We start from the raw sequence: 25225 nt of genomic DNA on the forward strand, positions 1-25225 counted from the left end.
CTATTCCGCTGCCCTGAAGCGCCCGAAAGCGTTTATCGTTTGGGGATATCACGGAAAGGCTGCTCGCCATGAACCAAGACTTCAGTTCGATCTACAACCACCATGAGCGTGAGGTGCTGGGCGCCGTCATGGCCAAGGCCTCGGAGTACCCCGCCATCGAAGCCGATGGCGACCTGCTCTGCGATGTGGCCTGCGTCGCCCTGAACCGCTTGCCGCCGCGCTACATCCGCCACGCGGTGGATTTTTTGTTCTACCTGACCGAACACGAGCGCCACGAGATCGACTCAGCCATCGACGAGGCCGTCACCTACGCCTAAACCTTGGCCGACGCCCGGCGGGCGTTGCGCGCGCAAGGCTGTGACTGACCAGCCTGAAGCACACCCCGCGCCGGCCGGCGCTGCAGCATCAGCCGGTCAAAGCTTGCGCAAGCCCCGCTCGGCCATCAGAACCGTCGGGAAGCTGACCGGCAGGGTCAGCGGATAGTCGCGGCTGTAATGCAGGCCACGGCTCTCATGCCGTAGCAAGGCTGAGCGCACGATCAACTCGGCGCAGTCGACCAGATTGCGCAACTCCAGCAAGTCACGGCTGACGCGGAAATTGGCGTAGTAATCGTCAATCTCACCGCGCAGCAAGGCAATGCGATGCAGGGCGCGCTCCAGGCGCTTGGTGGTGCGGACGATGCCCACATAGTTCCACATCAAGAGCCGCAGCTCATCCCAGTTATGCGCGATGACCACTTGCTCGTCGGCATCTTCCACCTGGCTTTCGTCCCAGCCCGGCAAAGGCGCCGGCCCGGCCTCGGGCAGGCTCAGGATGTGATCTGCACAGGTCTGCCCCAGCACCACGCATTCCAGTAGTGAGTTGCTGGCCAAGCGGTTGGCGCCGTGCAGGCCGGTGTAGGCGGTCTCGCCCACCGCATAAACGCCCGGCAGATCGCTGCGGCCCGAGAGGTCGGTGACCACGCCGCCACAAGTGAAATGCACCGCCGGCACGACCGGGATCATTTGCTTGGCGATATCAATGCCCAGGCTCAGGCAGCGCGCGTAGATGGTCGGGAAATGCTCTTTCAAAAAGGCTTCACCCAGATGGGTGGCATCGAGCCAGACATGGTCCAGGCCATGCTTTTTCATCTCGAAGTCGATCGCGCGGGCGACGATGTCGCGGGGCGCCAGCTCCAGGCGCTCATCGTGCGCGGCCATGAAGCGTGTACCGTCGGCCAGCTTCAAATGCCCGCCCTCACCGCGCAGAGCCTCGGTGATCAAGAAGCTGCGTTCCTGCGGGTGGTAGAGGCAGGTCGGGTGGAACTGGATGAACTCCATATTCGCCACCCGGCAGCCGGCTCGCCAGGCCATCGCGATGCCGTCGCCGGTGGAGGTGTCGGGGTTGGTGGTGTAGCGGTAGACCTTGCCGGCGCCACCGGTCGCCATGACCACCGCACGCGCGGCTAAGGCCTCGACGCGTTGGCTGTCAATGTCGAGCGCATAGATGCCGTAGCAGCGAGGCTCTTCCTCGCGCTGCACATGGCGTGAGGTGATCAGGTCCAGGGCCATCCAACGCTGGCGCAGCGTGATGTTGGGATGGGCCCGGGCCGCCGCCAGCAATTGGTCATGAATGGCCTTGCCGGTGGCATCGGCCGCATGGGCAATGCGGCGCACCGCGTGGCCACCCTCGCGGGTCAGGTGCAGGCCCAGCGGGCCGTCGTCATCCGGCGTGAAGGGCACGCCTTGCTTGACCAACCACTCCACGGCCGCCGCGCTGCGTTCGGCAATGAAGCGGGCCGTCACCTCATCGACCAGGCCGGCGCCGGCATCGCGGGTGTCGCGCACATGCGAGTCGATGCTGTCATCGCTGCCCAGCACGCCCACAATGCCGCCCTGAGCCCAGGCCGTCGCGCCCTCGCTCAACTCCCGTTTGGCCAGCACCACCACCGGCACGCTGTCGGCCAGATGCAGGGCCACCGTCAAGCCGGCCAAGCCGGCCCCGACGATCACAACAGGCGCGGCAGGAGGCGCAGCGTGGCCAGCGTGAGCATCAGCAGCAGCGGCGGAAACGGCAGCATTCATTCGGTGCTTGTCTGCGCCCCTGGGGCACAGCCTTGTCTTGAGGTGAAGGGGCGATTCTAAGGACTGCAACCCCAGTCGCCGGGAGCAAGGCTCATTTGTATGACACTGACTTTGCGAGCCAGTTTTCGGCCGGCTCGCGTTTTCCTCAAGGCAGCGCCCTGCCTGCTTGCTGCATCATCGCGTTTCAACTCTTCAACACTGACCCTTCACCGTCGATGCCCGCTAACGCCCTCAGCCCCATGCTCGGCACTTTGCCTAGCCCACCGCCTCAGGTCGTCCAAGCGGACGGCTCACCCGCCAGCGGCCGCTATGCCGGTTGCATTGAGCGCATCGACTGGCGCGGGCTGGCGGCGGCACAGCAGCGATCAGCACTCTGGCGGCGCCTGCACCACAAGCGCTGGCAGTATGTCGGCATCAGCCATGAAGCCTTTTTCATCGGTCTGGCCATCGTGGATGTGGGCTGGACCTGCACCGCTTTTGCTTACTTCTTCGATCGACGCAGCCGGCAGTTGCTGGTCGATTGGAGTCAGGACGGCCTGCCCGGCCTGCAATGCCGGGTGTCGGACGCGCCGGTCTTGGGTGCGCAGGCGCACTTCAAGGGATTCGGCGCCAAGCTCGATCTCAAGCATGTTGCCCCGCAGCTGATGGCCCTGAATGTGCAGATCCCAGGCCTGCAACTGCAAGCCAAGATCGACTTGGCCCAGGCCGCGCGCCTGCTGCTGGCCATCGGCCCCATCGAGCAAGGCGGAGGCCTGGCCCACGCCACCCAGAAAAGCTCGGCCTTGGCCTTGAGCGGGCGGCTGCACGTCAAAGGGCAGAGTTATGCGCTGGACGGCGCCACCGCCTGCCTGGACGCCTCCAACGGCCTGCTCTCACGCCACACCGATTGGCGCTGGGCCAGCGCACACCGGGCCGACGTGGGTTTCAATCTGCAGAGCGGCTATTTCGGCGCGAACGAGAACGCGCTCTGGCTGGACGGGCAGTTGATCCCGCTGGGCGCGGCTCATTTCGAGTTTGACACTCAGCAGCCGCTCAGCCCTTGGCGGGTCTGGACCGCCGATGGCCTACTGGACCTGCAATTCACCCCCGAAGGTGCACGCCAGCAAGACCGCAACTTGCTGATCGCCGCCAGCCACTATGTGCAGCCGATTGGCTGCTTCAAGGGTTGGGTCAAGCTCAGCGCCCATGCCCCGGCACGGAAGGTCGAACAGTTGCTCGGCGTCACCGAGGATCACCAATCCACCTGGTGAGCCAAGAAGAAAGGGCCGGCCGGACTGTTCCAGCAGGCCCGGCACTTCAGTGCACCACCCGCCCGAAGCTGAACTCGCCGTCCAGCACATCGACCGGAATCACATCCTTCGGGCCAAAGCGGCCCTGCAGGATCAGCTTGGAGAGCGGGTTCTCAATGCGCTGCTGGATGGCACGCTTGAGCGGCCGTGCGCCATAAACTGGGTCAAAACCCACCTTGGCCAACTCGGCCAGGGCGGCCTCGCTGACTTCGAGCTTCATCTCCAACTTTTCCAGACGGGTTTCCAGAATCTGCAACTGAATCTTGGCGATCGAGGCGATGTGTTGCGCCGACAAGGCATGGAAGACCACCGTCTCATCGATACGGTTCAAGAACTCAGGGCGGAAGTGCGCCTTGACCTCGCCCCAGACGGCCTCCTTGATGACCTCCGACGACTCACCCACCAGACCCATGATCTGCTGAGATCCCAGGTTACTGGTCATGACGATCACGGTGTTCTTGAAGTCCACCGTGCGGCCCTGGCCATCGGTCAGGCGACCATCATCCAAGACCTGCAGCAGCACATTGAAGACATCCGGATGCGCCTTCTCGACCTCATCGAGCAACAGCACGCTATAGGGCTTGCGACGCACCGCCTCGGTCAGATAGCCGCCCTCGTCATAGCCCACATAGCCGGGAGGCGCGCCAATCAGGCGAGACACCGAGTGCTTCTCCATGAACTCGCTCATGTCCATGCGGATCAGGTGCTCTTCGCTGTCAAACAAGAAGCCGGCCAAGGCCTTGCACAGCTCGGTCTTGCCCACGCCGGTGGGGCCCAGGAAGAGGAAGCTGCCCAAGGGGCGGTTCGGGTCCGACAAACCGGCGCGTGAGCGGCGGATCGCATCCGCCACCGCGGTGATGGCCTCGTCTTGGCCGACCACACGCTGGTGCAGCTTGTCTTCCATCTGCAAGAGCTTGTCGCGCTCGCCCTGCATGAGCTTGGAGACCGGAATGCCGGTGGCGCGGGCCACCACTTCCGCGATTTCCTCGGCACCGACCATGGTGCGCAAAAGGCTGGGCTTGTAGCCGGCCTGACCGGCCTTGCCCGCCTTGCCGGCTTCCTTGGCCTGCGCTTCTTTCAGTGACTTCTCCAAGCCCGGCAGCTGGCCGTATTGCAGCTCGGCCACCTTGTTGAAGTCGCCCTTGCGGGTCAGCTCTTCAATCTGCTGCTTGAGCCGGTCAATCTCTTCCTTGACCTGAGCGCTGCCCTGGGCCTGCGCCTTTTCGGCGGTCCAGATTTCTTCCAGATCGTTGTACTCGCGTTGCAGCTTGAGCAGTTCTTCCTCGATCAAGTCAAAGCGTTTGATCGAGCCTTCGTCCTTCTCACGGCGCACCGCCTCGCGTTCGATTTTCAGCTGGATCATGCGGCGATCAAGCTTGTCCATCACCTCAGGCTTGGAGTCGATCTCGATCTTGATCTTGGCCGCGGCCTCGTCGATCAGGTCGATGGCCTTGTCGGGCAGGAAGCGGTCGGTGATGTAGCGGTGGCTCAGCTCGGCCGCGGCCACGATGGCCGGGTCGGTGATCTCCACGCCGTGGTGCACCTCGTACTTCTCCTGCAGGCCGCGCAGGATGGCGATGGTGGCCTCCACCGTGGGCTCGTCCACCAGCACCTTCTGGAAGCGGCGCTCCAGGGCGGCGTCCTTTTCCACATACTTGCGGTATTCGTCCAGCGTGGTCGCGCCGATGCAGTGCAGCTCGCCGCGCGCCAAAGCGGGTTTCAGCATATTGCCGGCGTCAATGGCGCCCTCGGCCTTGCCGGCGCCGACCATCGTATGGATTTCGTCGATGAAGAGGATGGTCTGACCTTCGTCCTGCGCCACTTCCTTAAGCACCGACTTCAGACGTTCCTCGAAATCTCCACGGTATTTGGCGCCGGCCAGCAGCAAGGCCATGTCCAGCACCAGCACGCGTTTGTTCTTCAGCGAATCGGGCACCTCGCCGTTGACGATGCGCTGGGCCAGGCCTTCCACGATGGCCGTCTTGCCCACGCCGGGCTCGCCGATCAGCACCGGGTTGTTCTTGGAGCGGCGCTGCAGCACCTGGATGGCGCGGCGGATCTCGTCATCGCGGCCGATCACAGGGTCCAGCTTGCCATCGCGGGCGCGCTCGGTCAGATCCAGCGTGTATTTCTTCAGGGCTTCACGGTTGCCCTCGGATTCTTGACTGTCCACTTTTTGTCCTCCGCGTACGGCTTCGATGGCGGCCTCCAGGGCCTTGCGGCTCAGGCCGTGACCATGGGCAATGCCGGCCAGGTCAGACTTGGCGTCACACAGCGCCAGCAAGAACATCTCGCTGGCGATGAAGTGGTCGCCCCGCTTGGAGGCCTCCTTCTCGGCCGCTTGCAGCAGCGAGACCAGGTCTCGTCCGGCGCCAACCTGCTGGCCTTCGCCTTGCACCTGGGGCAAGCCGGCCACGATGCTGTCCAAGGCGGTCTTGAGCGCAGGCGTTTTAACGCCGGCTCGCTCCATCAAGGCCTTGGGGCCGTCTTCTTGCGCCAACATGGCCAGCAGCAGATGCGCGGGCTCGATATAGGGGTTGTCGCGGGTGATGGCCATGCTCTGCGCTTCGGCCAGCGCTTCTTGGAAACGGGTGGTGAATTTATCGGGTCGCATAAGAGGCTAGCTCCGCAAAGAGTGGTGGCATTGCGCAGAACATGAGCACGTCCGGCCCGATTTCAAGATCAGCGGCCGTCTGACTTTGCATTCAAGACCCTAAGAACGGCGAAAGCTTGATCCAACTCAAGTAGCACCCACATTTCGCTACTTGGCACTGCCGAGGTTCAGCGTTGAGATCGTTCTAAGTTCCGGCGCCCCTGAAAAACCCCATCAGTAGTTTCCATATTTCATAAATATATTTCTGTTATTCAAACAGAAAACAATCTCTAATGCGCAGCCATGGCGGGGCTTGTCGCTTGCGCCGAGCACAGGAGATTGGATCGATGTCTTCGTACCTTGTCGCGGCCCTTGGCCGCAGCTTTCATCCCAGCGCGAACGCCGAGCCGCGGCGTCAACGCGGTCGAGCGCTGAATTCGCTGCTCGCAGCCTTGCTTATGACGCTTGGCAGCCAAGCCTTGGCCGGGCCCCAGGCGAGTCATGCCGCATCGCCTTCGCTGTCGCGCGCCGACTTGCAGCGCCAGGCCTTGTTGCCCAATGACCCGGGCAATGCGCGCCAGGGTGAGCATGCCGCCAAACTTGGCCTGCACCCGGCACAGCTGCCACCGCGACGCACCGACGACAAGATTCAGTACAAGCAGCGACTGGGCGACGCCCCCATCGACTTGGTCCTCAGCGATCGACCCGCCTGGGCGCGCCAAGCACTGCAAGTGCAAAGCAGCCATCGCAAGACCGACAGTGCTTTGCAGGGTCGACAGTCGACCACAGCGGGCGCGGCCTGCAGCGGCCAGGACTTTGTGGGCAAGAGCGGCGCGGCCTTGATCAGCTTCATCGACGCTGCGGACCTGCGCAACTGCATGTACCAGCTCTACTACGGCAGCGCGGCGGACTACCGCACCGTGTTCTCCGACGCCAACATCATCAATGTCTCCAAGGCGCTGAAGGCCCGCGCCGCCCAGTACCCCGGCAATGACAGCAACAAGGCGATGAACCTGCTGTCCTATCTGCGCACCGCTGGGTATTGGAGCTATATGTCTACCTACGGCGACGCCGCCAATGGCATTCCCGCCGGCAGCCGCAGCATGATGAATGCGGCCTTGTCGGCCCTGATGCAGCTGAGCGCGTCCCCGCGCTTCATGGACCCAACCGAGGACAACGCCTACTTCGTCAGCGAGTTCTTCAAGACGGTGTCTTCCGGCTTCGCCAAGTCCTACGCGCCGGTGGCCAAACGCTGGCTGAACCAGGTGCAACCCGCCACAACCCAAATCGGCTACTGGACCAATGACGCCATCTTGGGTGCGATGAACGTGCTGTACTACGGCGAGTACCAGGCCGACTACCGGGCAACGCAGGGCAGCGACATCAGCTACGCCCAGACCTTGAGCGACTTCTTGAGTCGCAATGCCTCGCTGGCGGGCGGCAATCAAAGCTACCACCTGGCCAATGCCATGGGGGAGATGATTCGCTTCGTGCAATACCCCGCGCTGCGGGATCGGGTGCGTTCCTTGGGCCTGGCTCAGATCGCTAACTTCCCGGTCACTCAGGACAAGACCATTGAGGTCTGGATGCGCGCGGCCGCCATGGTGGACCAGTACGACGCCGAGCAATGCAGTGCCTACGGCACCTGCAATGGCTACGAGACCATAGCGCAGCTGAAGCTGCCGATTCGCTATGCCTGCGGCACCGACTACACGATTCGCGCCCAGGCGATGACGCCAAGCCAGCTCGAAGCCACCTGCGCCAGCATCAGCGCCCAAGCCGGCTATTTCCACACCTTGATGGGCACTCAGGCCGAGCAGCCGGTGCCAGACGATCTCAACAGCAGCCTGGAGGTGGTGGTTTTCGACAACTACGACCAGTACAACCGCTTCTCCGGCTATCTGTTCGGCAACAACACCAACAACGGCGGTATGTATCTGGAGGGCGACCCGGCCGTGCCGGGCAATCAGGCGCGCTTCTTGGCCTACCGTGCCGACTGGCTGGCTGACTTTGAGATCTGGAACCTGAATCACGAGTTCACCCATTACCTGGACGGCCGCTACAACCTGCGCGGTGCGTTCTGGGACTACCCGCTTGAATTGGGCGTTGGCGGCATCGCGAACTCCGCCGTCTGGTGGATCGAAGGCCTGGCCGAGTACGTGGCCTACAGCTACCGCCGCGCCTACTATGCCGACGCCACCTCGCGCGCCCAGACCGCCCCCGAAGCCCTGAGTACGGTGCTGAAGAACACCTACAGCAGCGGCCAGACCCGCGTTTACAACTGGGGCTATCTGGCGGTTCGCTATCTGCTGGAACGCCAGCCCGAAAAAGACCGTAGCTTCTTGCCCCTGATGCGCGCTGGTGACTACGCAGGCTATAGCCAGCAACTCAGCGCCATCGGCAACAGCCTGGACGGCGACTTCTCACAATGGCTGAGCGAATGCGTAGGCGGCGGCCAGATTGACTCGCCGCGCTGCCAGAGCCTGCGCAGCGGTACCTTGCCTTTGCAGACACCCGCCGCACTGGGGGAATGCAAGTTGGGTGCCGCCAGCCGGTTGGCCAACGGCTGCGCCAAGACCCTGGTTCCCGGTGGGACGATGCAGTTCTACATCTCCGCCAGCAGCTGGCCACAAACAATCTTCACGCTCAGTGAAGTCAGCGGCAGTGCCGACATCTACGCCCGCGCCTCCGGCTGGGCCAGCCCCAGCAGCTTTGATGTGATGGCCAGCAGCAAAGGCGAGAAGGTCAGCGTCCAGCTGCCCACCAGCCCAGGCGGCTGGAGCTATGTGACCGTGGTGCCCCGCAGTGGCTTTGCGGGCGCAACGCTGCGAGGCATGTTCAGCGAACTGCCCTTCCTGGCGGACGGCGCCCGCCCGAGCCGCCAGAGCGAAACCGCTGCCGCTGAAGTGGCACTCAGCGAGAGTGCTGCGCCCTAACCGCTAGGTCGGCCCCGCGCACACCGAAACCTGCGCGGGGCCGGCACTCATCCCCTCTCAACCCCGCATGAAAGCCACATCATCATGAAAATTCTTCCCTTGATCACCGCCCTGGCCACCACGGTCTTGAACAGCCTGGCCGCTCAAGCCGAAGTGCTGGTCTTCAGCTCACAGAGCGCCTTTCAGGCAGCCAGCAGTCAGCTGGGCCAGGACAGCTTTCAAGACCTCGGCATCGACGAAGCCCTGGATGGGCCCTTGCTGCGCAGCGCCGGCAGCCACGCCTACCGCGTCAGCGCCTTGGACGGTTTGGAGAATCAGTTCTACCCCACGGCCGGCGAGAACGGCGCAGTCCGACTGGGCAGCAATCGCGTCGGCGCCCATCTGCTGTTCGACAACTTCGCAGGTTCGTTGCGCGCCATTGGCGGCAGCTTCTTGGCCACCACCTACACCGGCGAAGCCTGGTCCGACGCGCGCTTGACCCTCACACTCACCGATGCCCAGGGCAGCACAACGCGAGAGTTGGATCTGAGCGGTGCGTCAAGCATCGGCTTCTTGGGCTTTGTCAGCAGCAGTGCGCTGCTCAGCCTCGATATCGCGGTGGCCAGCAGCAGCATGTCGGTGTTCCCCACCGTCGAGAACTTTCAACTGGGCATGGCGGCCGCGGTCCCCGAGCCCAGCAGTGGTGCCCTCTTGCTGGGCGGCTTGCTCCTGCTGCCATGGCTGAAGATGCGCAGCTCAGCCCAGCAGACGCAACGCTGACCCGCTCAGTCGAGCCAGAACTGCATCAGCCGCAGCCCGGCTGCGGCTGATGCCAAAGCGCCCAGCACATGCAGGGCCGCATGCCCCAGGGCCAAGGCGTACTGGCTGCGCTGCATCAGCGTCAATGACTCGGCGGAGAAGGCCGAAAAAGTCGTCAGACCGCCCAAAAAGCCGGTGACCAGCAAGAGCCGCAGCAGTTCATCGGGAAAGCGGCCGAACCACTCGAGCGACATGCCAATCAACAAGCCGCCAATCACATTGACCGTCAGCGTGCCCAGCGGAAAACCGCCATAGCTGCCGTTCAGCCACAGCCCTGCGCCCCAACGGGCCAGCGCACCCAAGGCCGCGCCCCCCGCCACGGCCGAGGCTTGGAACCAAATCGTGTTGGCGGCACTCATGAGGCCGCATCAGCCGAGGCGGCAGCAAGCCCATGCGCCGCATTGCTGGAGGCCACGCCCCAACGGGCCAGCGCAGCATCATCGGTCTCACGGGCATCCACCCAGTGCGCACCGTCGGGCGTGGTTTCCTTTTTCCAGAACGGGGCCTGGGTTTTCAAGTAATCCATCAGGAACTCGCAGGCCTGAAAGGCCTGACCCCGGTGCGCCGAGGCCACCAAGACCAAGACAATCTGTTCGCAAGCCTGCAAAAGCCCGACGCGGTGGATGATGCGCGCGGCGCGGATGTCAAAGCGAGCAAACGCAGCGTCCACCATGGCCTCAATGGCGGCCTCGGTCATGCCGGGGTAATGCTCCAACTCCATGGCACTGATGCTTTGGCCGTGGCTGGCGTCGCGGACCGTGCCCACAAATGCCACCACCGCGCCCACGCCGCCGTCGCCGGCGCGCAAGGCAGCGGACTCGTTGGCGAGGTTGAAGTCCTGGGTCTGGATGCTGACTCTGGGCATGGCGTTCTTCATGGCGCTGGATTGTGGCACCGGGCGTGAATATGACCCAGTCGGCTCATCCCATTCACTGGAACTCGGCGTCGATACTCGCCCCTACGGTCGCGCTGAGTAAAGTTACGTAACATGCGGTCCAACAAATTGCGAGGAGACGCAGCCATGGGTCTGATGGATTTCATCAAGAAACAGTTCATAGACATCATCCAGTGGACCGAAGACGGCCAAGGCACCCTGGCCTGGCGCTTCCCCATGGCGGAGATGGAAATCCAAAACGGCGCCTCGCTGACGGTGCGCGAATCGCAGATGGCGGTTTTCGTCAACGAGGGCACGGTGGCCGATGTCTTCGGCCCCGGCACCTACAAGCTGACGACACAAACCCTACCGGTGCTGACCTATCTGAAGAACTGGGACAAGCTCTTCGAGTCACCCTTCAAGAGCGATGTCTACTTCTTCAGCACCCGGCAACAAGTCGACCAGCGCTGGGGCACCCAGCAGCCGGTCACCATCCGCGACAAGGACTTTGGCGCGATCCGGCTGCGCGCTTTCGGCAATTTTGCTTACCGCATTGCCGAGCCCAAGCTCTTCCACACCGAGATTTCTGGCACCCGCGAGCGCTACAGCGTCGAAGACTTGGACGGCCAGTTGCGCGGACTGATGCTGCAACACATCAGCGATGCGGTGGCGCAAAGCGGTGTCCCCTTCCTGGATCTGGCGGCCAACCAAATTGAGTTTGCTCAGCAGTTGCAAGCCGCCACCGCGGCTGAGTTCAGCAAGATCGGCCTCAAGCTCGAAGCGGTGACGCTGCAAAACGTGTCGCTGCCGGATGAGCTGCAAAAAGTGCTCGACCAGAAGATCGGCATGGGCATGATCGGCCAGAACATGGGCCAGTTCATGCAGTACCAGACCGCGCAGGCCATCCCAAAGCTGGCGGAAGGCGTGGGCCAAGGGGGCGGTGGCGGCGTCGCCGGCGACGCCATGGGCTTGGGCGCTGGCTTGGCCATGGGTCAGGTGCTGGCGCAACAGCTGCAGGGTGCCATGGCGGGTTCGGCCGCATCGACTCCGCTTGTGGCGCCAACCCTGCCCACCTCCGCGACTGCCGCGCCAAGCGCCGAGGACATCATGGCCCTGCTGGAAAAGCTCGGCGACCTGCGGACCAAGGGCATCCTCACCGACGACGAGTTCGCCAGCAAAAAAGCCGAACTGCTGAAGAAGCTGGGCTAAGCGGCCTTTTCCCCTTTGACCGAGCAAGCCTCCACACAGCGCCGCTGGAGCGCCGCCTGCCCCAACTGCGGCGCGCCGGTCGAGTTCGCCTCGGCCGCCTCCGCCAGCGCGGTCTGCTCTTTCTGCCGCAGCACCTTGCTGCGCGAGGGTTCGGCGCTGCGCAAGATTGGGGTGAGTGCGGAACTGCTGGACGATTACTCGCCCCTTCAATTGGGCGCCAGCGGCAAGTTTGCGGGCGAACCCTTCACCGTGGTCGGTCGCTTGCAGCTGGGCGCTTCAGCTTCAGACGGCAGCAGCACCTGGAACGAATGGCACGCGCTGTTTGATTCGGGTCGCAGCGCCTGGCTGGCCGAGGACAACGGACAGTTTGTCATCAGCTTTGAGGCCCCCTTGCCTCAAGCCGCGCCGCCCGCCCATGCCTTGGTGCTGGGCGACGCCTTGCTCTTGAACGGCCAGCGCTGGCAAATCAGCGGGCTGAACCCCTGCCGGGTGCTGGCGGCCCAAGGCGAGCTGCCACATGCGCCGCAGCTGCAAACCGAGTTCTTGATTGCCGAACTCAGAAACTCGCAGGACGAGGTTGGCACCTTGGACTACAGCGATGGCGACTCGCCGTCCTGGTCTTTGGGGCGCCCTGTCCGCTTCGCGGACTTGGCGATGCGCGGTTTGCGCGAGACCCAAGACCAGGCTCTGGCATCGCGCAGCTTGGCTTGTCCAAACTGCGGCGCCGCCTTGGCGCCGCGCCTGGGCAACTCGCTCAGCATCGTCTGCGGGCAATGCCGCGCCGTCGTGGATCTGGCCAAACAAGATGGCGAAGATTTGGCGAATTTCGAGCAAGCAACAGGGGCTGCCGCAGGCCATGAGCCGCAGATTCCGCTGGGCCGCAGCGGATGCTTGGCCATCGCGCCCGGCCAAGCGCCGTTGAGCTGGCAGGTGGTGGGCTATCAAGAGCGTTGTGATCTTCCCGCTCCAGGCAGCGACGACGAACAAAGCTTCTGGCGCGAGTACCTTCTGTTCAACCAGGTCGAGGGCTTCGCCTTTCTGGTCGACACCGACGAGGGCTGGAGTCTGGTGCGCACGCTGACCGGCACGCCCCAAGGCTCGGGCAGCAGCGTGCAGTGGCAAGGCAAGAACTTCAAGCGGCGCTGGAGCTACGAGGCCAAGGTGACCCATGTGCTGGGCGAGTTTTACTGGCAAGTGCAACGTGAGCAACACGCTCAGGTGACCGATTACGAAGGCGCATTGGGCAATCCCGGCGCCGTGCTGAGCCGGGAGCAGACCGAGCAGGAGATCACCTGGAGCCTGGGACGCAAGCTCGACGCCAGTGAGGTGGCCAAAGCCTTCCGGCTGCCCGCCGATCAAATGACCGCTTTGACGAGGGACGCCAGCGCCTTGAGTCTGAACGGCAACAGCCCGACGATCCTGCGTAATCTGATCTTGAGCCTGTTCGTCCTTTTCTTGTTGCTGCTTTTGATCAAGTCCTGTGGCGAAGATGATTGCCAGGCCTACAAGGACAACTACGGTGAGAGCAGCGCCGAGTACGCACAATGCAAGCGCAGTGGCGGGCCACGCATCCACTCCGGCGGTGGCTTTGGCGGCTCCTACGGGGGATCAGGCAGCGGTGGCGGTGGTCACAAATAGGACCTGGTTTTCGTCGGGCGAAGACATCAACACAAAGGAGAGTGCGATGCATGGATTTGAGTGGTTAAGGCCCGCCGTGGTGCTGGGTTCCATCCTCTACGCGGTCATTGGGGTCTTGGTGTTCTGGATCAGCTTCGTCATCATCGACAAGCTGACGCCCTACAAACTCTGGGAGCAAATCGTCGAAGAGAAAAACATGGCGCTGGCCATCGTGGTGGGGGCGATGTGCATTTCCATCGGGCAGATCGTCGCAGCCGCCATCCACGGCTGACTCTTGAAGGCTCAAGTGCGCTCAGGCAATGGCGGCAGCCCATGGGCGTGTCGCGCGCGTTGGCACTTTTCATCGCCGACCTGCACCTCGCGACATGCATTGGGCCGCTGCACATAGACCGCGCAGCTGACGGCCTGGCCGACCTCACCTTGCAAGGCCTGACAACGGGGCTGCGTTTGATTCGTACCCGCCATGCAAGCGAAATGCGAACCCAGGTGCTCGGTCAAGCTGTCAGGCAGATCCGGCGCCTCGGCCCAGTAAAACGAGACCCTGAAGCAAGCGCAACAAGCGCCACATTGCTGACAAGGGTTCGATATCGAAACGGATTCCTGACTCATCCAATGCACGGGTTTGAAAGTACGGCAAGCCATATTCTCACAAAGCTTGTAAGGCCAGCTCTGGCCCTGGCTCCTCAATCGGAGCTGCTTGCTTGAGCCCGGCTCATGTCGGGCCAATGGCAAAGAAAGCCGATTGTCCCCTTCAGCGCCCCCGATACTCCCACCTCCATGAGCACCCATTCCAGCGACGTTGAAGCCGTCTCCGCAGCAAGCCCAAAGATTTCCTTGCACGAGCTCTTGCTGCTCGTCAGCGTTTTTGTGGTGGCCGCGTGCGGCTTGGTTTACGAGCTGACCGCTGGCGCTCTGGCCAGCTATCTGCTGGGCGACTCGGTCCTGCAGTTCTCCACCATCATCGGCACCTATCTGTTTGCGATGGGCGTGGGCTCCTGGCTGAGCCGCTACGTGAAGCGCCAACTGGTGGCGCAGTTCCTGAAGATTGAATTGCTGGTGGGCTTGATCGGCGGGCTGATGCCGGCCGCGCTCTTCTTGGCCCACAGTCTTTTGCCGCCCGGCGAGCTGGCGGCGTTTCGAGTGCTGCTGTACGGTCTGGTGCTGCTGGTGGGCGCCTTGGTGGGGCTGGAGATACCGCTGGTCATGCGGATTCTCAAAAAGCAGTTCAGCCAACGCTATGCGCTCGGCGATCTGGTCTCGCAGGTCCTGACCTTTGACTATCTCGGTGCCTTGGTGGTGGCCCTGGCGTTCCCGCTGCTCTTGGTGCCTCACCTGGGGCTGATTCGAACCGGCCTGTTCTTCGGCCTGCTCAACGCCTTGGTGGCCGTCTGGGCCCTGTTCTTGTTCCGGTCTCAGTTGCGTGCCTGGCACAGCCATGCCTGGGCCTGCGCTGCCACGATTGGCGTCTTGCTGCTGGGCCTGTTGGGGGCCGACTCCTTGACCAGCTGGGCGGAAGAACGCTTTTACGGCGAACACATCTTGCTGCGCGAGAGTTCAGACTACCAACGGGTGGTGCTCACCCAAGGCAATGCCGGCGTGCGCCTGTTTCTGAACGGCAATCTGCAGTTTCACTCCAAGGATGAATATCGATATCACGAGGCCTTGGTACACCCGGCCATGGCCGGCCATGGCGCGCCCAAGAAGGTCTTGGTGCTGGGTGGCGGCGATGGCATGGCGGTGCGCGAGGTGCTCAAGTACCCCAGCGTCGAATCCGTCACCCTGGTGGAGCTGGACCCACACATGACGCGGCTATTCAGCAGCATGCCGCTGCTGCGCCAGCTCAATGCCGACGCCCTGCTCAGCCCCAAGCTCAAGATCGTCAACGCCGACGCTTTCGGCTGGCTGGAGCAACAGACCGACACTTTCTTTGACGTGATCGTGATTGACTTCCCCGACCCCAGCAACTTCGCCCTGGGCAAGCTCTACACCACCAGCTTCTATCAAATGGTGGACCAACACCTCGCGGCCGGTGGCTTCGCTGTTGTACAAACCACTTCGCCCTTGATCGCGCGACGCAGTTTCTGGACGGTGGTGAGCACGCTGGAAGCTGCGGGGCTGAGCACCACGCCTTATCACGCCCATGTGCCCAGCTTTGGCGAATGGGGCTTTGTCTTGGCGGGCCGCAGGCCTTGGGGCCTGCCTACGGCCCTTCCGGCGGGCCTGAAGTTCTTGGACTTGGGCGGCCTGCCGGCGCTGATGAACTTCCCCCCCGATATGGCGCGCCTGCCCACCGGCGTGAACCGACTCTCCAACCAACAACTGGTGCATGAGTTCGAGACCGAATGGGGCAAGGTGCACTGAATGAGGCGGCGCGATGTTTTGCAAGCCGGCGCCGGCAGCGCCCTGCTCGCCGCCTGCGCGCCGCGCTCAAGCGCCTTTGAGCTCAGGGGCGGTTGGGTCGGGGCCAAGGTGGAGCGCGGCCATCGCTTGCGGCAATCACAGCCGGAGCTGAGCTCGCTGCAAGGCGGCCCGATTCGTCGCACCCGAACGCTGATCATCGGTGGCGGTGTGGCGGGCTTGGCTTGCGCGCGCGGCTTGGTGCAAGCCGGAATCGATGATGTCGCAATTCTGGAGTTGGAAGACGAGGCCGGCGGCAACAGCCGAGGCCACCAGATGGGCGGCATGGCCTGCCCTCTGGGCGCTCATTACCTGCCCTTGCCCGGACCGGAGGCACCCGCAATCAGCCAGTTGCTTGAAGAATTAGGCCTGTCGCGCCAGCACCTGGGCCGCACCGTCTTCGATGAGCGCAATCTCTGCCACAGCCCGCAGGAGCGCCTGCTGTTTCGAGGCCAGTGGCTGGAGGGCTTGCTGCCTCCTGCTGAAAAGGCCGAGGCGAAGACGCAATACCAGCGCTTTGCTCGCGCCGTCGCCGAGGCCAAGCAGCACTTGGGCTTTGCCATCCCCAGCCGCAGCCAGCGCTGGCAGGCCGGCCACGCCGAACTGGACGCGCAGACCTTTGCCAATTGGCTGGACGGCCAGGGCCTGGTCGATGCCGGCCTGCGTTGGTATCTCGACTATTGCTGTCGCGACGACTTTGGTGCCGACGCGGCCACCGTTTCGGCCTGGGCCGGCATTCATTACTTCGCCAGCCGACATGGCTTTCACCCACCCGACAGCGATGAAAGCGCCGGGCGCGAAGCCGTGCTGACCTGGCCCGAAGGCAATGCCTGGCTGACGCGCCGCATGGCGCAAGCGCTGGGCGAACGCATCCATTGCTCACGCACGGTGCTGCGTGTCGAGTCCGCTCAGCATGAAATGCAGGCCCTGGTGTGGAACGAAAGCACACAGAGCCCGGAGCAATGGGTCGCCCAAGAGTTGGTGATGGCCACGCCGCTCTTCATCGCCAAGCGCCTGCTGGGCGATGCCGCACCCATGGCCTTGCGCGTTGCCGCCGATCAAATGCGTTATGCGCCTTGGTTGGTGGCGAATCTGCAGCTCAAGGGCCCGCTGCTGCAGCGCGTGGGCGCGCCTCCGGCCTGGGACAATGTGATCTTCGGCCGAGAGAGTCTGGGCTATGTGGATGCCATGCACCAAAGCCTGCGGCCGCAGCCCGGCCCCACCGTCTTGACCGCCTATTGGGCCCTGCCCCAAGCCCGCCGAACGGAGCTCTATCAACAACCCTGGTCCTTCTGGTTCTGGCAGTTGCTGCAGCAATGGAGCGACGCCCACCCTGAGTTGCCGCAGCAACTCGAACAAGCGGACTTGATGCGCTGGGGCCATGCAATGAGCATTCCGGTGCCGGGCCAACGGAGCTCCTCGGCCTTGGCCAGCTTGTGTGAAGCACAGGGAAGGATTCACTTCGCCCACAGCGACCTGGCGGGCTACTCGGTTTTTGAAGAGGCCTACAGCGCTGGCCACCGGGTTGCGAGGCGGCTCAGAGCCAAGCTTCATGGGTCCGCTCGGCGCTGAATCGGGCTGTCTTTTTTTTGCAGCGACGCAGCAATCTCCGTAAAAACCCTTTGGTAGTATGCGCGCGCCCTCAAAGGGAGGGGTTCATTTAATTGCAGTACAAACTATGAGAAAAAACTTGACTGTGGTCGGATTGGCCATGATGGCCGCCGCTGCATCGGCCGCTGAACAAGGGATCTATGTCGGTGGAGGCATCGGGTCCACAAGATTCGAATCCAACGGCGAGTCGGAAAGCAAAACCAGCTTCGGCGCCACTTTGGGCTACACGCTCAACGAAAACGTCGCTTTTGAACTGCAAGTTCGCCGCCTTGGCGAGTGGAAGATCGAGGGCTCGACCGTGACGGCCAATGCCGTTCAGGCCTCGATTCTGGGCATCTTGCCGATTGCCAACGGCTTCTCCGTCTATGGCCGCTTGGGTTATGGTCGCAATTCGCTGGACGTCAGCTACGCCAAGACCAACGTCTCGGTGAGCAACAATGAGTTGCTGGTCGGCGCCGGCGCCGCCTACCACTTCACCAAGAACCTGAGCGCGCGCGCTGAGTACAACTACCTTGGCGAGAACGCAATAAGTTCGGGCACTGATGATATGAAAGTGAAGATCGGCCAGTTCAATCTGGGCATGAACTACGCTTTCTGATCCTTTCGAGCTTGATGAAGTCGAAGGGCCCCTTCTCGTTGGGGCCCTTTTTTCATGGCTTTGACGTCTCTTGGTTCGCCATATCTAACAGGTCTCAAGCCAAAACCAAAGCTGCCGCACGCAAGTAGCGCACATCACCATAGACACGCATCTCCTCACGGCAGGCATGAACCAGCTTGATGGCGTGATCGTCGCTTGAGGCGCGAGCAGCGCTCATCAAGTCGGGCCAGTTCAGTTCTTCGTCTGGTAAAGATGTTTTGATCGATGGCCGAATCTGTACCCGACCGGCCAGATAGGCTGCCACAAAGGCCTGGGCCAGCAGGCGCTGCGCACCGGGATCTTGCTGCAGCGCTGCAGGCAGCCAAGGCATCAAGACCCGCAAGGCACGCAAGCCGGTGATCATGTGCAGCACGGTGAAGTTGGCACTCATCAGGTAGTAGCCCAAGGCCAGACTCGCCAGATCGGCCACCAATGCATGCAAATCGACCCGAAGCGGCAAGCGCGGGGCCAAGTCCCGATAGAGGGGCTGGGCACTCGCCTCCATCATGCGCAAAAAGATCAGCGGCGCTTCGCTGCGCCAGCCCCGGCTGCCCTCTTGCAATTGTTGGGACCAGTCTGAAAGACTCAGCAAAGGCTCAGGCTGAGCCGGCGCCGCAGCGTCAGGCAAGCGCTGCCAACGACTGGCCCAATAGGCCAGAGCCGAAGCTAACTCGGCCCGCTGCGCGGCGCTTGACAAGTCGCCACCCTCCACCGCATGGGCCACTCGAATGGCCCCGTGAAAAGCCACCGCCGTGAGGCCAGACAACAAGGTCGGAAGTTCCTGATGCAGCACCTCATCAGCGCCCTGCATCGCCAGCTGCCGCTCGAAGCTGGCCCGCAGGTCTGCGAAACATTCGGGTTGACCGAGTGCCAGACGCCAATCCTCTAGCGCCCGCCCTTGGGCCGGCGCCAAACGCCCTTTGAAGCGCTGGATGTATATCTCAAAGAAAACGTGCATCTGCGTTTCATCCGCGCCCATGCTATGCAAAGCCTGCAAGGCCATGGGCAGATGGCTGCTCAGCTGATCGTCGTATTCCGGGGGATAGGCCAAACTGCGCTGCAGCCAAGCTTGTAAATCGCTGCTTGAAAGCGTGGCTGGAGCCTGAACGGCAAGGGAAGCAGGAATTGAAACGCTCATGATGAAGTGGGTTTGAGTGACGCAAGGCCTCTATACTGAAAGTTCAAGTGAACTTGAAGTCAAGTGAGGAATGCATCTCATGAACAAGTCCAACTCCACGCCTCAGACGCAAGAGCGACTCCCGATCGGCGAGTTGGTGCGTCGCAGCGGTGTTGCGGCCAGCACCTTGCGCTTCTACGAGGACGCAGGCCTTCTATTGAGTCTGCGCAGCGACAGCGGGCGCCGCCACTATGCGCGCAGTGATTTACGCCGGCTGGCCTTCATTCGAGCCGCGCAAACCGTGGGCTTGAGCCTGGACGATATTCGCGCCGCATTGGCTGAGCTGCCAGAGTCTCGAACGCCTACTGCAGCAGACTGGGAGCGTTTGTCAAAGTCATGGCGCCCCCTGCTCGACCAACGCATCGCGGAGCTTGTTCAGTTGCGCGATACCTTGAGCTCATGCATTGGTTGCGGCTGTCTGTCCTTGAGAAAATGCAAGCTCTACAACCCCGGCGACCGGGCTGGCCAAAAAGGCGCCGGGGCCCGCTATCTCTTGGGCGACCGCGTGCAGGATGTGCTGGCGGAACTCAGCCCTCTTGATTCGGCCCCTAGCTCAAGCCGCGCTGCAAAGCCTGGCGCTGCACCTGCTCGGGCGAAAAAGCGCTGATCATGCGCTGCATCAGCGCTTCAGCGCGCGCGCTGTTGTCGGCGCCCAGATTGCAGACATAGACATCCAAGGTCACACCACCCAACTCGGGCCAGGTGTGCACCGCCAAATGCGACTCGGCCAGCAAGACCACGCCGGTGATGCCGGATTGATCCTGTCCAGCCGCTTGTTCTTGCAAGGGCGCGAAACGATGAAACAACTCGGCCACGGCCCCCAGACCCGCCGCCAAGACAGCGTCCAAGCACAGATCTTTCAGCGCAGCCGGGTTCAACATCAGGGGCAAGTCGGCGCGGACGCCGCGCAGATCCGCCGTCAGGTGCAAGCCTTGCACGCTGCGTCAGCCGCCGGTCACAGGCGGGAAGAAAGCCACTTCGGCGCCTTCGCTCAACACGGCGTCCTCTCTGCAGAGCAGCTGATTCAGCGCGCTGCGCACCGCGCGGCCCCGTGCCAACAATTCCGCATGGTCGGCGGAGCGGCTCTGCAAAATCTCGCGCAATTGACCCACCGTGGTGCCGGCAGGCAGTTCCACCACTTCAGCGGCACCCAATCGCTCACGCAAGGAGGCGAAGAAGCGCAAGTTCACCTTGATCAGCGCGGGCGAGTTCATTGCAGCAACTCCGACAACGGCAGATAACGCACCATCTGGCCGGGCTCAATGGCTTGGCCAGCGGGGTTGTCGAGCAGGCCGTCGGCCCAAACGGTGGAGGTCAAAACCCCGGAGCTTTGGTTGGGAAAAAGTTCCAACCCTCCGGCCTCGTTCAAGCGAACACGCAAGAACTCGCGGCGACGATCCGGCTTGGGCCAGGCGAAATCAGCCCGCAGCATGAAGCCACGCGGCGCCAAGCGCGTTGCACCCTGAAGGCGCAAGATCACTGGCCGCACCAACAAGGCGAAGGTCACAAAGCTGGACACCGGATTGCCCGGCAGGCCGATGAACCATGCCCCACCGTCCGACGAATTGACCCGACCGAAAGCCAAGGGCTTGCCGGGCTTGATGGCGATCTGCCACAGGTCCAACTGCCCTTCAGCCAACACTGCAGGTCGCAAATGATCCTCTTCGCCAACCGAGACGCCGCCCGAGGTGATGATCAAGTCAGCGCGTGCAGCCGCTTCGCGCAAGGCGGCACGGGTGGCATCCAATCGATCAGGCACGATGCCCAGATCGACCACCTCGCAGCCCAGGCCTTGCAGCATCGCGCGCAAGGTAAAACGGTTCGAGTTGTAGATGGCGCCGGGCTTGAGAGGCTCGCCCGGCATCACCAACTCATCGCCGGTCGAAAACAGCGCCACGCGGGGGCGCCGCGCCACTTGCAACTGAGCGGCACCGACGGTAGCGGCCAGGCCCAGCGCGGCGGCATCGAGGCGCGCACCTGCCGCCAAGACGGCGCTGCCTTGCTGCACGTCTTCGCCGCGGCGACGAATCCATTGACCGGCTTGTACTGCGGCATTGACACGCACGCTGCCCAAGCCCTCGCCGGGCAATGGCTCACATTGTTCTTGCATCACCACCGCATCGGCGCCGACGGGAATCTGCGCGCCAGTGAAGATGCGGGCCGCTGTGCCGGATTGGTGAACAGCACCAACCACCCCGGCCGGCACCCGCTGCGCCACCGGCAGCACGCTGCCGACTTGCGCCACATCGGAGGCGCACAAGGCATAGCCATCCATGCTGGTGTTGTCGGCCGGCGGCACATCGAGCTGCGAGACCACATCAGCCGCCAAGACTCGACCCAGGCAGTCCGTCGTGGGCAAGGTCTCGGACTGCGCCAATGGCGCGACGGCACTCAAGAGGCGCTGCAAAGCCTCATCGAGGCTCTGCATCGGCGCGCGTGGCTGAGACGGTTCAGACATGGGCTGCAAGAAAAGACTTCACTGCCTGCGTGTCCACCGGCAGCACCGTGACTCGTTTGGGCAGGGCTTCAATGTTCTCAAGACCCGCAGGACGCGGTGGCGTGAGCTGCAAAGCCTCTTCAATCGTCGCTGCGAACTTGGCCGGCAGCGCGGTTTCCAAGACCAGCATGGTGACGCCAGTCTCGCGCTTCTCCTGCGCCACTTTCAGACCATCGGCGGTGTGGGTGTCCACGATGACGCCGTAGCGCTGGTAGGTGCTGCGGATGGTGCTCAGACGATCCGCATGGCTGCTGCGACCGGACTGAAAGCCATAACTGGCAATCGCTGCGTGCTCGGCCGCGCTGATCTCGAAACGACCTTGGCTGTTGATGGCGTCGGCAAACAAAGCCTTTACCCGCGAGCCATCTCGACCCAAGAGATCGAATACAAAGCGCTCGAAATTGCTGGCCTTGGAGATGTCCATCGAGGGGCTGGAGGTCTCGTGCGTGTCGGCGCTGCCGCGTGGGCGGTAGACGCCGGTGCGGAAGAACTCGTCCAGCACATCGTTCTCATTGGTAGCCACCACCAGCTTGGCAATCGGCAGGCCCATCATGCGAGCCACATGGCCGGCGCAGACATTGCCGAAATTGCCCGAGGGCACGGTGAAGCTGACCTGCTCCGCATTCGACTTCGTGGCCTGGAAGTAGCCGGCGAAGTAGTAGACCACCTGGGCCAGCAGGCGCGCCCAGTTGATGGAGTTGACGGTGCCGATGCGGTAGTTGCGCTTGAAGTCCAGATCGTTGGAAACGGCCTTGACGATGTCCTGGCAGTCGTCGAACACGCCCTCCACCGCCAGGTTGTGGATGTTGGCGTCCTGCAGGCTGAACATCTGCGCCTGCTGGAAGGGGCTCATGCGGCCGTGCGGGCTGAGCATGAAGACATTCACGCCGGCCTTGCCGCGCATCGCATATTCGGCCGCGCTGCCGGTGTCGCCGGAGGTCGCGCCCAGGATGTTGAGCGTCTCGCCGCGCCGAGCCAGTTCGTACTCGAACAACTGGCCGAGCAATTGCATGGCCATGTCCTTGAAGGCCAGCGTCGGGCCATTGGACAAGGCCTGCAGCGCCAGTCCGGGCTCCAGCGTCTTAAGGGGCGTGATCTCGGGCGTGCCGAACACCGCCTCGGTGTAGGTGCGGCGGGTGATGGCGCGCAGGTCTTTGGCCGGGATGTCGTCGATATAGAGCGACAAAATCTCGAAGGCCAGGTCGGCATAGGCCAGGCCGCGCCAGCGCGTCAGCGTGGCCGCGTCGATCTTCGGATAACTGACCGGCAAGTAGAGGCCGCCATCGGGAGCCAGGCCCTCCAGCAGAATTTCGCAAAAGCGACGCTCGGTCTTATCGCCGCGAGTGCTCAGATACCTCATGCCAACTCTTCCTTGCGCAGGCGCACGATAGGCGCCAAGACGGTCGGCAAGCCTTGCATGCGGGCGAGGGCGCGGTTCATGCGGCCTTCCAACGTCTCATGGGTCAGGATGATCAGGTCGGTCTGACGCTCACCCTCAGCGGACTCACGCTGCAGCACCGCGTCGATCGAAATGTCGCTTTCGGCCAGGATGGCGGTGATGCTGGACAAGACGCCCGCTTCATCGGCCACGCGCAGGCGCAGGTAGAAGCTGGTCTGCACTTCTTCCATGGCCAAGACCGGTGTATCGCTCATGGCATCGGGCTGGAAGGCCAGATGTGGCACGCGATGATCCGGGTCGGCGGTGTGCAGGCGGGTGATGTCGACCAAGTCGGCGATGACGGCCGAGGCGGTCGGCTCGGCGCCCGCGCCCTTGCCGTAATACAAGGTCGTGCCGACGGCATCGCCCTGCACCACCACCGCATTCATCGCACCTTCCACATTGGCGATCAGGCGCGACATCGGCACCAGCGTCGGATGCACGCGCAACTCGATGCCGTTCTCACGGCGACGCGTCAAGCCCAAGAGCTTGATGCGATAGCCGAGTTGCTCGGCGTACTTGATATCGGCCGCTTGCAGTTGTGTGATGCCTTCGACATGGGCCTTGTCAAACTGCACCGGGCTGCCGAAAGCAATGGCGCTCATCAGGCTGACCTTGTGCGCGGCGTCCACGCCTTCGATGTCAAAGGTGGGGTCGGCTTCGGCATAGCCCAGGCGCTGGGCTTCCTTCAACACCAGCTCAAAATCCAAGCCCTTGGAGCGCATCTCCGAGAGGATGAAGTTGGTGGTGCCGTTGATGATGCCCGCAATCCATTCGATGCGGTTGGCGGTCAGGCCTTCGCGCAAGGCCTTGATGATGGGGATACCGCCGGCCACGGCCGCTTCAAAAGCCACCATCACGCCCTTCTCGCGCGCAGCCGCAAAAATCTCGGTGCCATGGACGGCCAACAAGGCCTTGTTGGCGGTGACCACATGCTTGCCGGCAGCAATCGCCTCCAGCACCAAGGCTTTGGCAATGCCGTAGCCGCCGATCAACTCCACCACGATGTCGATCTCGGGGTTTGCAATGATGGCTCGGGCGTCGCTCACCACCTGCACCGAGTCGCCGACGATGCTGCGGGCGCGCTCGACATCAAGATCGGCCACCATGCTGATCTCAATCCCCCGACCGGCGCGGCCACGAATTTCTTCTTGATTGCGCCGCAGCACATTGAAAGTGCCGCTGCCTACGGTGCCAATGCCCAACAGGCCGACTTTGATCGCTTTCATGGGGGTTCTCTCTGATCTTCGCTAAATTTGAGGGGAGCTTGCAGCAGCGGCCAGCACTCAGCGGGCGGCGCGCTTGCGGTAATGCGTGAGGAATCGCTCGATCCGGCCCACGGCTTCCGTCAGGTCGTCCGAGTTGGGCAGAAACACGAGTCGGAAATGATCGGGGGCTATCCAGTTGAAGCCCGTCCCTTGCACGATCAGCACCTTTTCCTCGGCCAGCAGTTCATAGGCGAACTGCTGGTCATCCTCGATCGGGTAGATCTTCGGGTCCAGGCGGGGGAACATATAGAGTGCCGCTTTCGGCTTGACCACGCTAACGCCAGGAATCTGCGTCAGCAAGTCATAGGCCAGATCGCGCTGGCGGCAGAGGCGCCCGGTCGGCGCGACCAGATCCTTGATGCTTTGGTAGCCGCCCAAGGCGGTTTGAATAGCGAGTTGGCCCGGCGTGTTGGCGCACAAGCGCATCGAAGCCAGCATATTCAGGCCGGTGATGTAATCTTTGGCGTGGCGCTTTTCGCCCGAGACGATCATCCAGCCGGCGCGGTAGCCACACGAGCGGTAGTTCTTGGACAAGCCATTGAAGGTCAGACACAGCACATCGTCGGCCAAGGAGGCGATGCTGGTGTGGGTGTTGCCGTCAAACAGAGTCTTGTCGTAGATCTCATCGGCCATGATGATCAGCTGATGCTGACGCGCCACTTCGACGATTTGCTGCAGCACGCTGTCGGGGTAGAGCGCGCCGGTCGGGTTGTTCGGGTTGATGACCACGATGGCCCGGGTGTTGGGCGTGATCTTGCGCTTGATGTCCTCGATATCGGGCATCCAGTCGCTTTGCTCGT

General features: G+C 62.8%; 23 protein-coding genes. 11 read left to right on the plus strand and 12 right to left on the minus strand.

Annotated features, from left to right (window positions below):
- Nucleotides 1–68 precede the first annotated feature (68 nt).
- Nucleotides 69–317: a late competence development ComFB family protein gene (locus tag ACOVRJ_RS04165; protein WP_422042636.1), complete on the plus strand. Its 249-nt coding sequence runs from the start codon at nucleotides 69–71 to the stop codon at nucleotides 315–317.
- A gap of 96 nt (nucleotides 318–413) precedes the next feature.
- Here ACOVRJ_RS04165 and nadB read toward each other — a convergent pair whose 3' ends face one another.
- Nucleotides 414–2063 carry an L-aspartate oxidase gene (nadB, locus tag ACOVRJ_RS04170; RefSeq protein WP_422042637.1) on the minus strand — a complete coding sequence of 550 codons (1650 nt, stop codon included), beginning with the start codon at nucleotides 2061–2063 and terminating at the stop codon, nucleotides 414–416.
- A gap of 215 nt (nucleotides 2064–2278) precedes the next feature.
- Here nadB and ACOVRJ_RS04175 point away from each other — a divergent pair, with 215 nt between their 5' ends.
- A complete protein-coding gene (locus ACOVRJ_RS04175; RefSeq protein ID WP_422042638.1) occupies nucleotides 2279–3313 on the plus strand; it encodes a DUF2804 domain-containing protein in 1035 nt (344 codons plus the stop codon).
- A gap of 46 nt (nucleotides 3314–3359) precedes the next feature.
- On the opposite strand, the gene clpB is transcribed toward ACOVRJ_RS04175, so the two are convergent.
- Nucleotides 3360–5966, minus strand: coding sequence for an ATP-dependent chaperone ClpB (gene clpB, locus ACOVRJ_RS04180; protein ID WP_422042639.1), 2607 nt, complete (start codon nucleotides 5964–5966; stop codon nucleotides 3360–3362).
- A 326-nt stretch (nucleotides 5967–6292) separates the two neighbouring features.
- On the opposite strand from clpB, the gene ACOVRJ_RS04185 reads away from it, so the two are divergent.
- Both ACOVRJ_RS04185 and ACOVRJ_RS04190 read left to right on the plus strand, forming a co-directional pair.
- Nucleotides 6293–8881: a collagenase gene (locus tag ACOVRJ_RS04185; RefSeq protein ID WP_422042640.1), complete on the plus strand. Its 2589-nt coding sequence runs from the start codon at nucleotides 6293–6295 to the stop codon at nucleotides 8879–8881.
- Between the two features lie 84 nt (nucleotides 8882–8965).
- Nucleotides 8966–9640, plus strand: a complete 675-nt coding sequence (locus tag ACOVRJ_RS04190) for a hypothetical protein (protein WP_422042641.1) — start codon at nucleotides 8966–8968, stop codon at nucleotides 9638–9640.
- 5 nt (nucleotides 9641–9645) lie between these two features.
- On the opposite strand, the gene crcB is transcribed toward ACOVRJ_RS04190, so the two are convergent.
- On the minus strand, nucleotides 9646–10038 hold the full coding sequence (gene crcB / locus ACOVRJ_RS04195) for a fluoride efflux transporter CrcB (protein ID WP_422042642.1): 393 nt from the start codon (nucleotides 10036–10038) through the stop codon (nucleotides 9646–9648).
- Nucleotides 10035–10544 (minus strand): molybdenum cofactor biosynthesis protein MoaE, encoded by a 510-nt coding sequence (locus ACOVRJ_RS04200; RefSeq protein WP_422042643.1) that lies wholly within the window; start codon nucleotides 10542–10544, stop codon nucleotides 10035–10037. The genes crcB and ACOVRJ_RS04200 overlap by 4 nt, the downstream gene beginning before the upstream one ends.
- 156 nt (nucleotides 10545–10700) lie before the next feature.
- Here ACOVRJ_RS04200 and ACOVRJ_RS04205 point away from each other — a divergent pair, with 156 nt between their 5' ends.
- From ACOVRJ_RS04205 to ACOVRJ_RS04215, 3 genes are read left to right on the plus strand one after another with little or no spacing between them, the layout of a single operon-like run.
- Nucleotides 10701–11762 (plus strand): SPFH domain-containing protein, encoded by a 1062-nt coding sequence (locus ACOVRJ_RS04205; RefSeq protein WP_422042644.1) that lies wholly within the window; start codon nucleotides 10701–10703, stop codon nucleotides 11760–11762.
- Nucleotides 11763–11777: 15 nt separating this feature from the next.
- Nucleotides 11778–13400, plus strand: a complete 1623-nt coding sequence (locus ACOVRJ_RS04210; protein WP_422042645.1) for a DUF4178 domain-containing protein — start codon at nucleotides 11778–11780, stop codon at nucleotides 13398–13400.
- Nucleotides 13401–13446: 46 nt separating this feature from the next.
- Nucleotides 13447–13671, plus strand: coding sequence for a DUF350 domain-containing protein (locus ACOVRJ_RS04215; RefSeq protein WP_422042646.1), 225 nt, complete (start codon nucleotides 13447–13449; stop codon nucleotides 13669–13671).
- An 11-nt stretch (nucleotides 13672–13682) separates the two neighbouring features.
- Here ACOVRJ_RS04215 and ACOVRJ_RS04220 read toward each other — a convergent pair whose 3' ends face one another.
- Nucleotides 13683–14189, minus strand: coding sequence for a YkgJ family cysteine cluster protein (locus ACOVRJ_RS04220; protein ID WP_422042647.1), 507 nt, complete (start codon nucleotides 14187–14189; stop codon nucleotides 13683–13685).
- Between ACOVRJ_RS04220 and ACOVRJ_RS04225 the strand changes: the two genes are divergently transcribed.
- The 3 genes from ACOVRJ_RS04225 (at nucleotide 14178) to ACOVRJ_RS04235 (ending at nucleotide 18006) form a co-directional block, all read left to right on the plus strand.
- Nucleotides 14178–15761 carry a polyamine aminopropyltransferase gene (locus ACOVRJ_RS04225; protein WP_422042648.1) on the plus strand — a complete coding sequence of 528 codons (1584 nt, stop codon included), beginning with the start codon at nucleotides 14178–14180 and terminating at the stop codon, nucleotides 15759–15761. The genes ACOVRJ_RS04220 and ACOVRJ_RS04225 overlap by 12 nt on opposite strands.
- Nucleotides 15762–17369 carry a flavin monoamine oxidase family protein gene (locus ACOVRJ_RS04230; RefSeq protein ID WP_422042649.1) on the plus strand — a complete coding sequence of 536 codons (1608 nt, stop codon included), beginning with the start codon at nucleotides 15762–15764 and terminating at the stop codon, nucleotides 17367–17369.
- A 106-nt stretch (nucleotides 17370–17475) separates the two neighbouring features.
- Complete coding sequence (locus tag ACOVRJ_RS04235; protein ID WP_422042650.1) at nucleotides 17476–18006, plus strand: porin family protein; 531 nt, start codon at nucleotides 17476–17478, stop codon at nucleotides 18004–18006.
- A 94-nt stretch (nucleotides 18007–18100) separates the two neighbouring features.
- Here ACOVRJ_RS04235 and ACOVRJ_RS04240 read toward each other — a convergent pair whose 3' ends face one another.
- Entirely contained in the window at nucleotides 18101–19183 is a 1083-nt protein-coding gene (locus ACOVRJ_RS04240; RefSeq protein ID WP_422042651.1) for a questin oxidase family protein, read from the minus strand.
- A gap of 79 nt (nucleotides 19184–19262) precedes the next feature.
- On the opposite strand from ACOVRJ_RS04240, the gene soxR reads away from it, so the two are divergent.
- On the plus strand, nucleotides 19263–19829 hold the full coding sequence (gene soxR / locus ACOVRJ_RS04245; RefSeq protein WP_422042652.1) for a redox-sensitive transcriptional activator SoxR: 567 nt from the start codon (nucleotides 19263–19265) through the stop codon (nucleotides 19827–19829).
- On the opposite strand, the gene ACOVRJ_RS04250 is transcribed toward soxR, so the two are convergent.
- From ACOVRJ_RS04250 to ACOVRJ_RS04275, 6 genes are all read right to left on the minus strand, one after another.
- Nucleotides 19771–20160: an S-adenosylmethionine decarboxylase family protein gene (locus ACOVRJ_RS04250; RefSeq protein ID WP_422042653.1), complete on the minus strand. Its 390-nt coding sequence runs from the start codon at nucleotides 20158–20160 to the stop codon at nucleotides 19771–19773. The two genes, soxR and ACOVRJ_RS04250, sit on opposite strands and share 59 nt — an antisense overlap.
- Before the next feature lie 6 nt (nucleotides 20161–20166).
- On the minus strand, nucleotides 20167–20418 hold the full coding sequence (gene moaD / locus ACOVRJ_RS04255; RefSeq protein ID WP_422042658.1) for a molybdopterin converting factor subunit 1: 252 nt from the start codon (nucleotides 20416–20418) through the stop codon (nucleotides 20167–20169).
- Between the two features lie 14 nt (nucleotides 20419–20432).
- Nucleotides 20433–21680 carry a gephyrin-like molybdotransferase Glp gene (glp, locus tag ACOVRJ_RS04260; protein WP_422042654.1) on the minus strand — a complete coding sequence of 416 codons (1248 nt, stop codon included), beginning with the start codon at nucleotides 21678–21680 and terminating at the stop codon, nucleotides 20433–20435.
- Nucleotides 21673–23079: a threonine synthase gene (gene thrC / locus ACOVRJ_RS04265; protein ID WP_422042655.1), complete on the minus strand. Its 1407-nt coding sequence runs from the start codon at nucleotides 23077–23079 to the stop codon at nucleotides 21673–21675. Before thrC ends, glp begins: the two co-directional genes overlap by 8 nt.
- Nucleotides 23076–24386, minus strand: a complete 1311-nt coding sequence (locus ACOVRJ_RS04270) for a homoserine dehydrogenase (protein ID WP_422042656.1) — start codon at nucleotides 24384–24386, stop codon at nucleotides 23076–23078. The genes thrC and ACOVRJ_RS04270 overlap by 4 nt, the downstream gene beginning before the upstream one ends.
- A gap of 57 nt (nucleotides 24387–24443) precedes the next feature.
- A partial coding sequence (locus tag ACOVRJ_RS04275) for an aminotransferase class I/II-fold pyridoxal phosphate-dependent enzyme (RefSeq protein ID WP_422042657.1) occupies nucleotides 24444–25225 on the minus strand: 782 nt, incomplete at its 5' end.

Source organism: Roseateles sp., from assembly GCF_049240545.1.
Taxonomy (GTDB): domain Bacteria; phylum Pseudomonadota; class Gammaproteobacteria; order Burkholderiales; family Burkholderiaceae_C; genus Paucibacter_A.

What these genes read in the sequence shown, in the direction of transcription:
- ACOVRJ_RS04220 (WP_422042647.1), bottom strand. Translation starts at nt 14,189, where the DNA reads ATGGGTGCTCATGGAGGTGGGAGTATCGGGGGCGCTGAAGGGGACAAT.
- ACOVRJ_RS04175 (WP_422042638.1), top strand. Translation starts at nt 2,279, where the DNA reads ATGCCCGCTAACGCCCTCAGCCCCATGCTCGGCACTTTGCCTAGCCCA.
- ACOVRJ_RS04185 (WP_422042640.1), top strand. Translation starts at nt 6,293, where the DNA reads ATGTCTTCGTACCTTGTCGCGGCCCTTGGCCGCAGCTTTCATCCCAGC.
- ACOVRJ_RS04165 (WP_422042636.1), top strand. Translation starts at nt 69, where the DNA reads ATGAACCAAGACTTCAGTTCGATCTACAACCACCATGAGCGTGAGGTG.
- ACOVRJ_RS04205 (WP_422042644.1), top strand. Translation starts at nt 10,701, where the DNA reads ATGGGTCTGATGGATTTCATCAAGAAACAGTTCATAGACATCATCCAG.
- crcB (WP_422042642.1), bottom strand. Translation starts at nt 10,038, where the DNA reads ATGAGTGCCGCCAACACGATTTGGTTCCAAGCCTCGGCCGTGGCGGGG.
- ACOVRJ_RS04235 (WP_422042650.1), top strand. Translation starts at nt 17,476, where the DNA reads ATGAGAAAAAACTTGACTGTGGTCGGATTGGCCATGATGGCCGCCGCT.
- nadB (WP_422042637.1), bottom strand. Translation starts at nt 2,063, where the DNA reads ATGAATGCTGCCGTTTCCGCCGCTGCTGCTGATGCTCACGCTGGCCAC.
- clpB (WP_422042639.1), bottom strand. Translation starts at nt 5,966, where the DNA reads ATGCGACCCGATAAATTCACCACCCGTTTCCAAGAAGCGCTGGCCGAA.
- thrC (WP_422042655.1), bottom strand. Translation starts at nt 23,079, where the DNA reads ATGAGGTATCTGAGCACTCGCGGCGATAAGACCGAGCGTCGCTTTTGC.
- ACOVRJ_RS04270 (WP_422042656.1), bottom strand. Translation starts at nt 24,386, where the DNA reads ATGAAAGCGATCAAAGTCGGCCTGTTGGGCATTGGCACCGTAGGCAGC.
- ACOVRJ_RS04215 (WP_422042646.1), top strand. Translation starts at nt 13,447, where the DNA reads ATGCATGGATTTGAGTGGTTAAGGCCCGCCGTGGTGCTGGGTTCCATC.
- ACOVRJ_RS04190 (WP_422042641.1), top strand. Translation starts at nt 8,966, where the DNA reads ATGAAAATTCTTCCCTTGATCACCGCCCTGGCCACCACGGTCTTGAAC.
- ACOVRJ_RS04230 (WP_422042649.1), top strand. Translation starts at nt 15,762, where the DNA reads ATGAGGCGGCGCGATGTTTTGCAAGCCGGCGCCGGCAGCGCCCTGCTC.
- glp (WP_422042654.1), bottom strand. Translation starts at nt 21,680, where the DNA reads ATGTCTGAACCGTCTCAGCCACGCGCGCCGATGCAGAGCCTCGATGAG.
- ACOVRJ_RS04240 (WP_422042651.1), bottom strand. Translation starts at nt 19,183, where the DNA reads ATGAGCGTTTCAATTCCTGCTTCCCTTGCCGTTCAGGCTCCAGCCACG.
- ACOVRJ_RS04225 (WP_422042648.1), top strand. Translation starts at nt 14,178, where the DNA reads ATGAGCACCCATTCCAGCGACGTTGAAGCCGTCTCCGCAGCAAGCCCA.
- ACOVRJ_RS04200 (WP_422042643.1), bottom strand. Translation starts at nt 10,544, where the DNA reads ATGCCCAGAGTCAGCATCCAGACCCAGGACTTCAACCTCGCCAACGAG.
- soxR (WP_422042652.1), top strand. Translation starts at nt 19,263, where the DNA reads ATGAACAAGTCCAACTCCACGCCTCAGACGCAAGAGCGACTCCCGATC.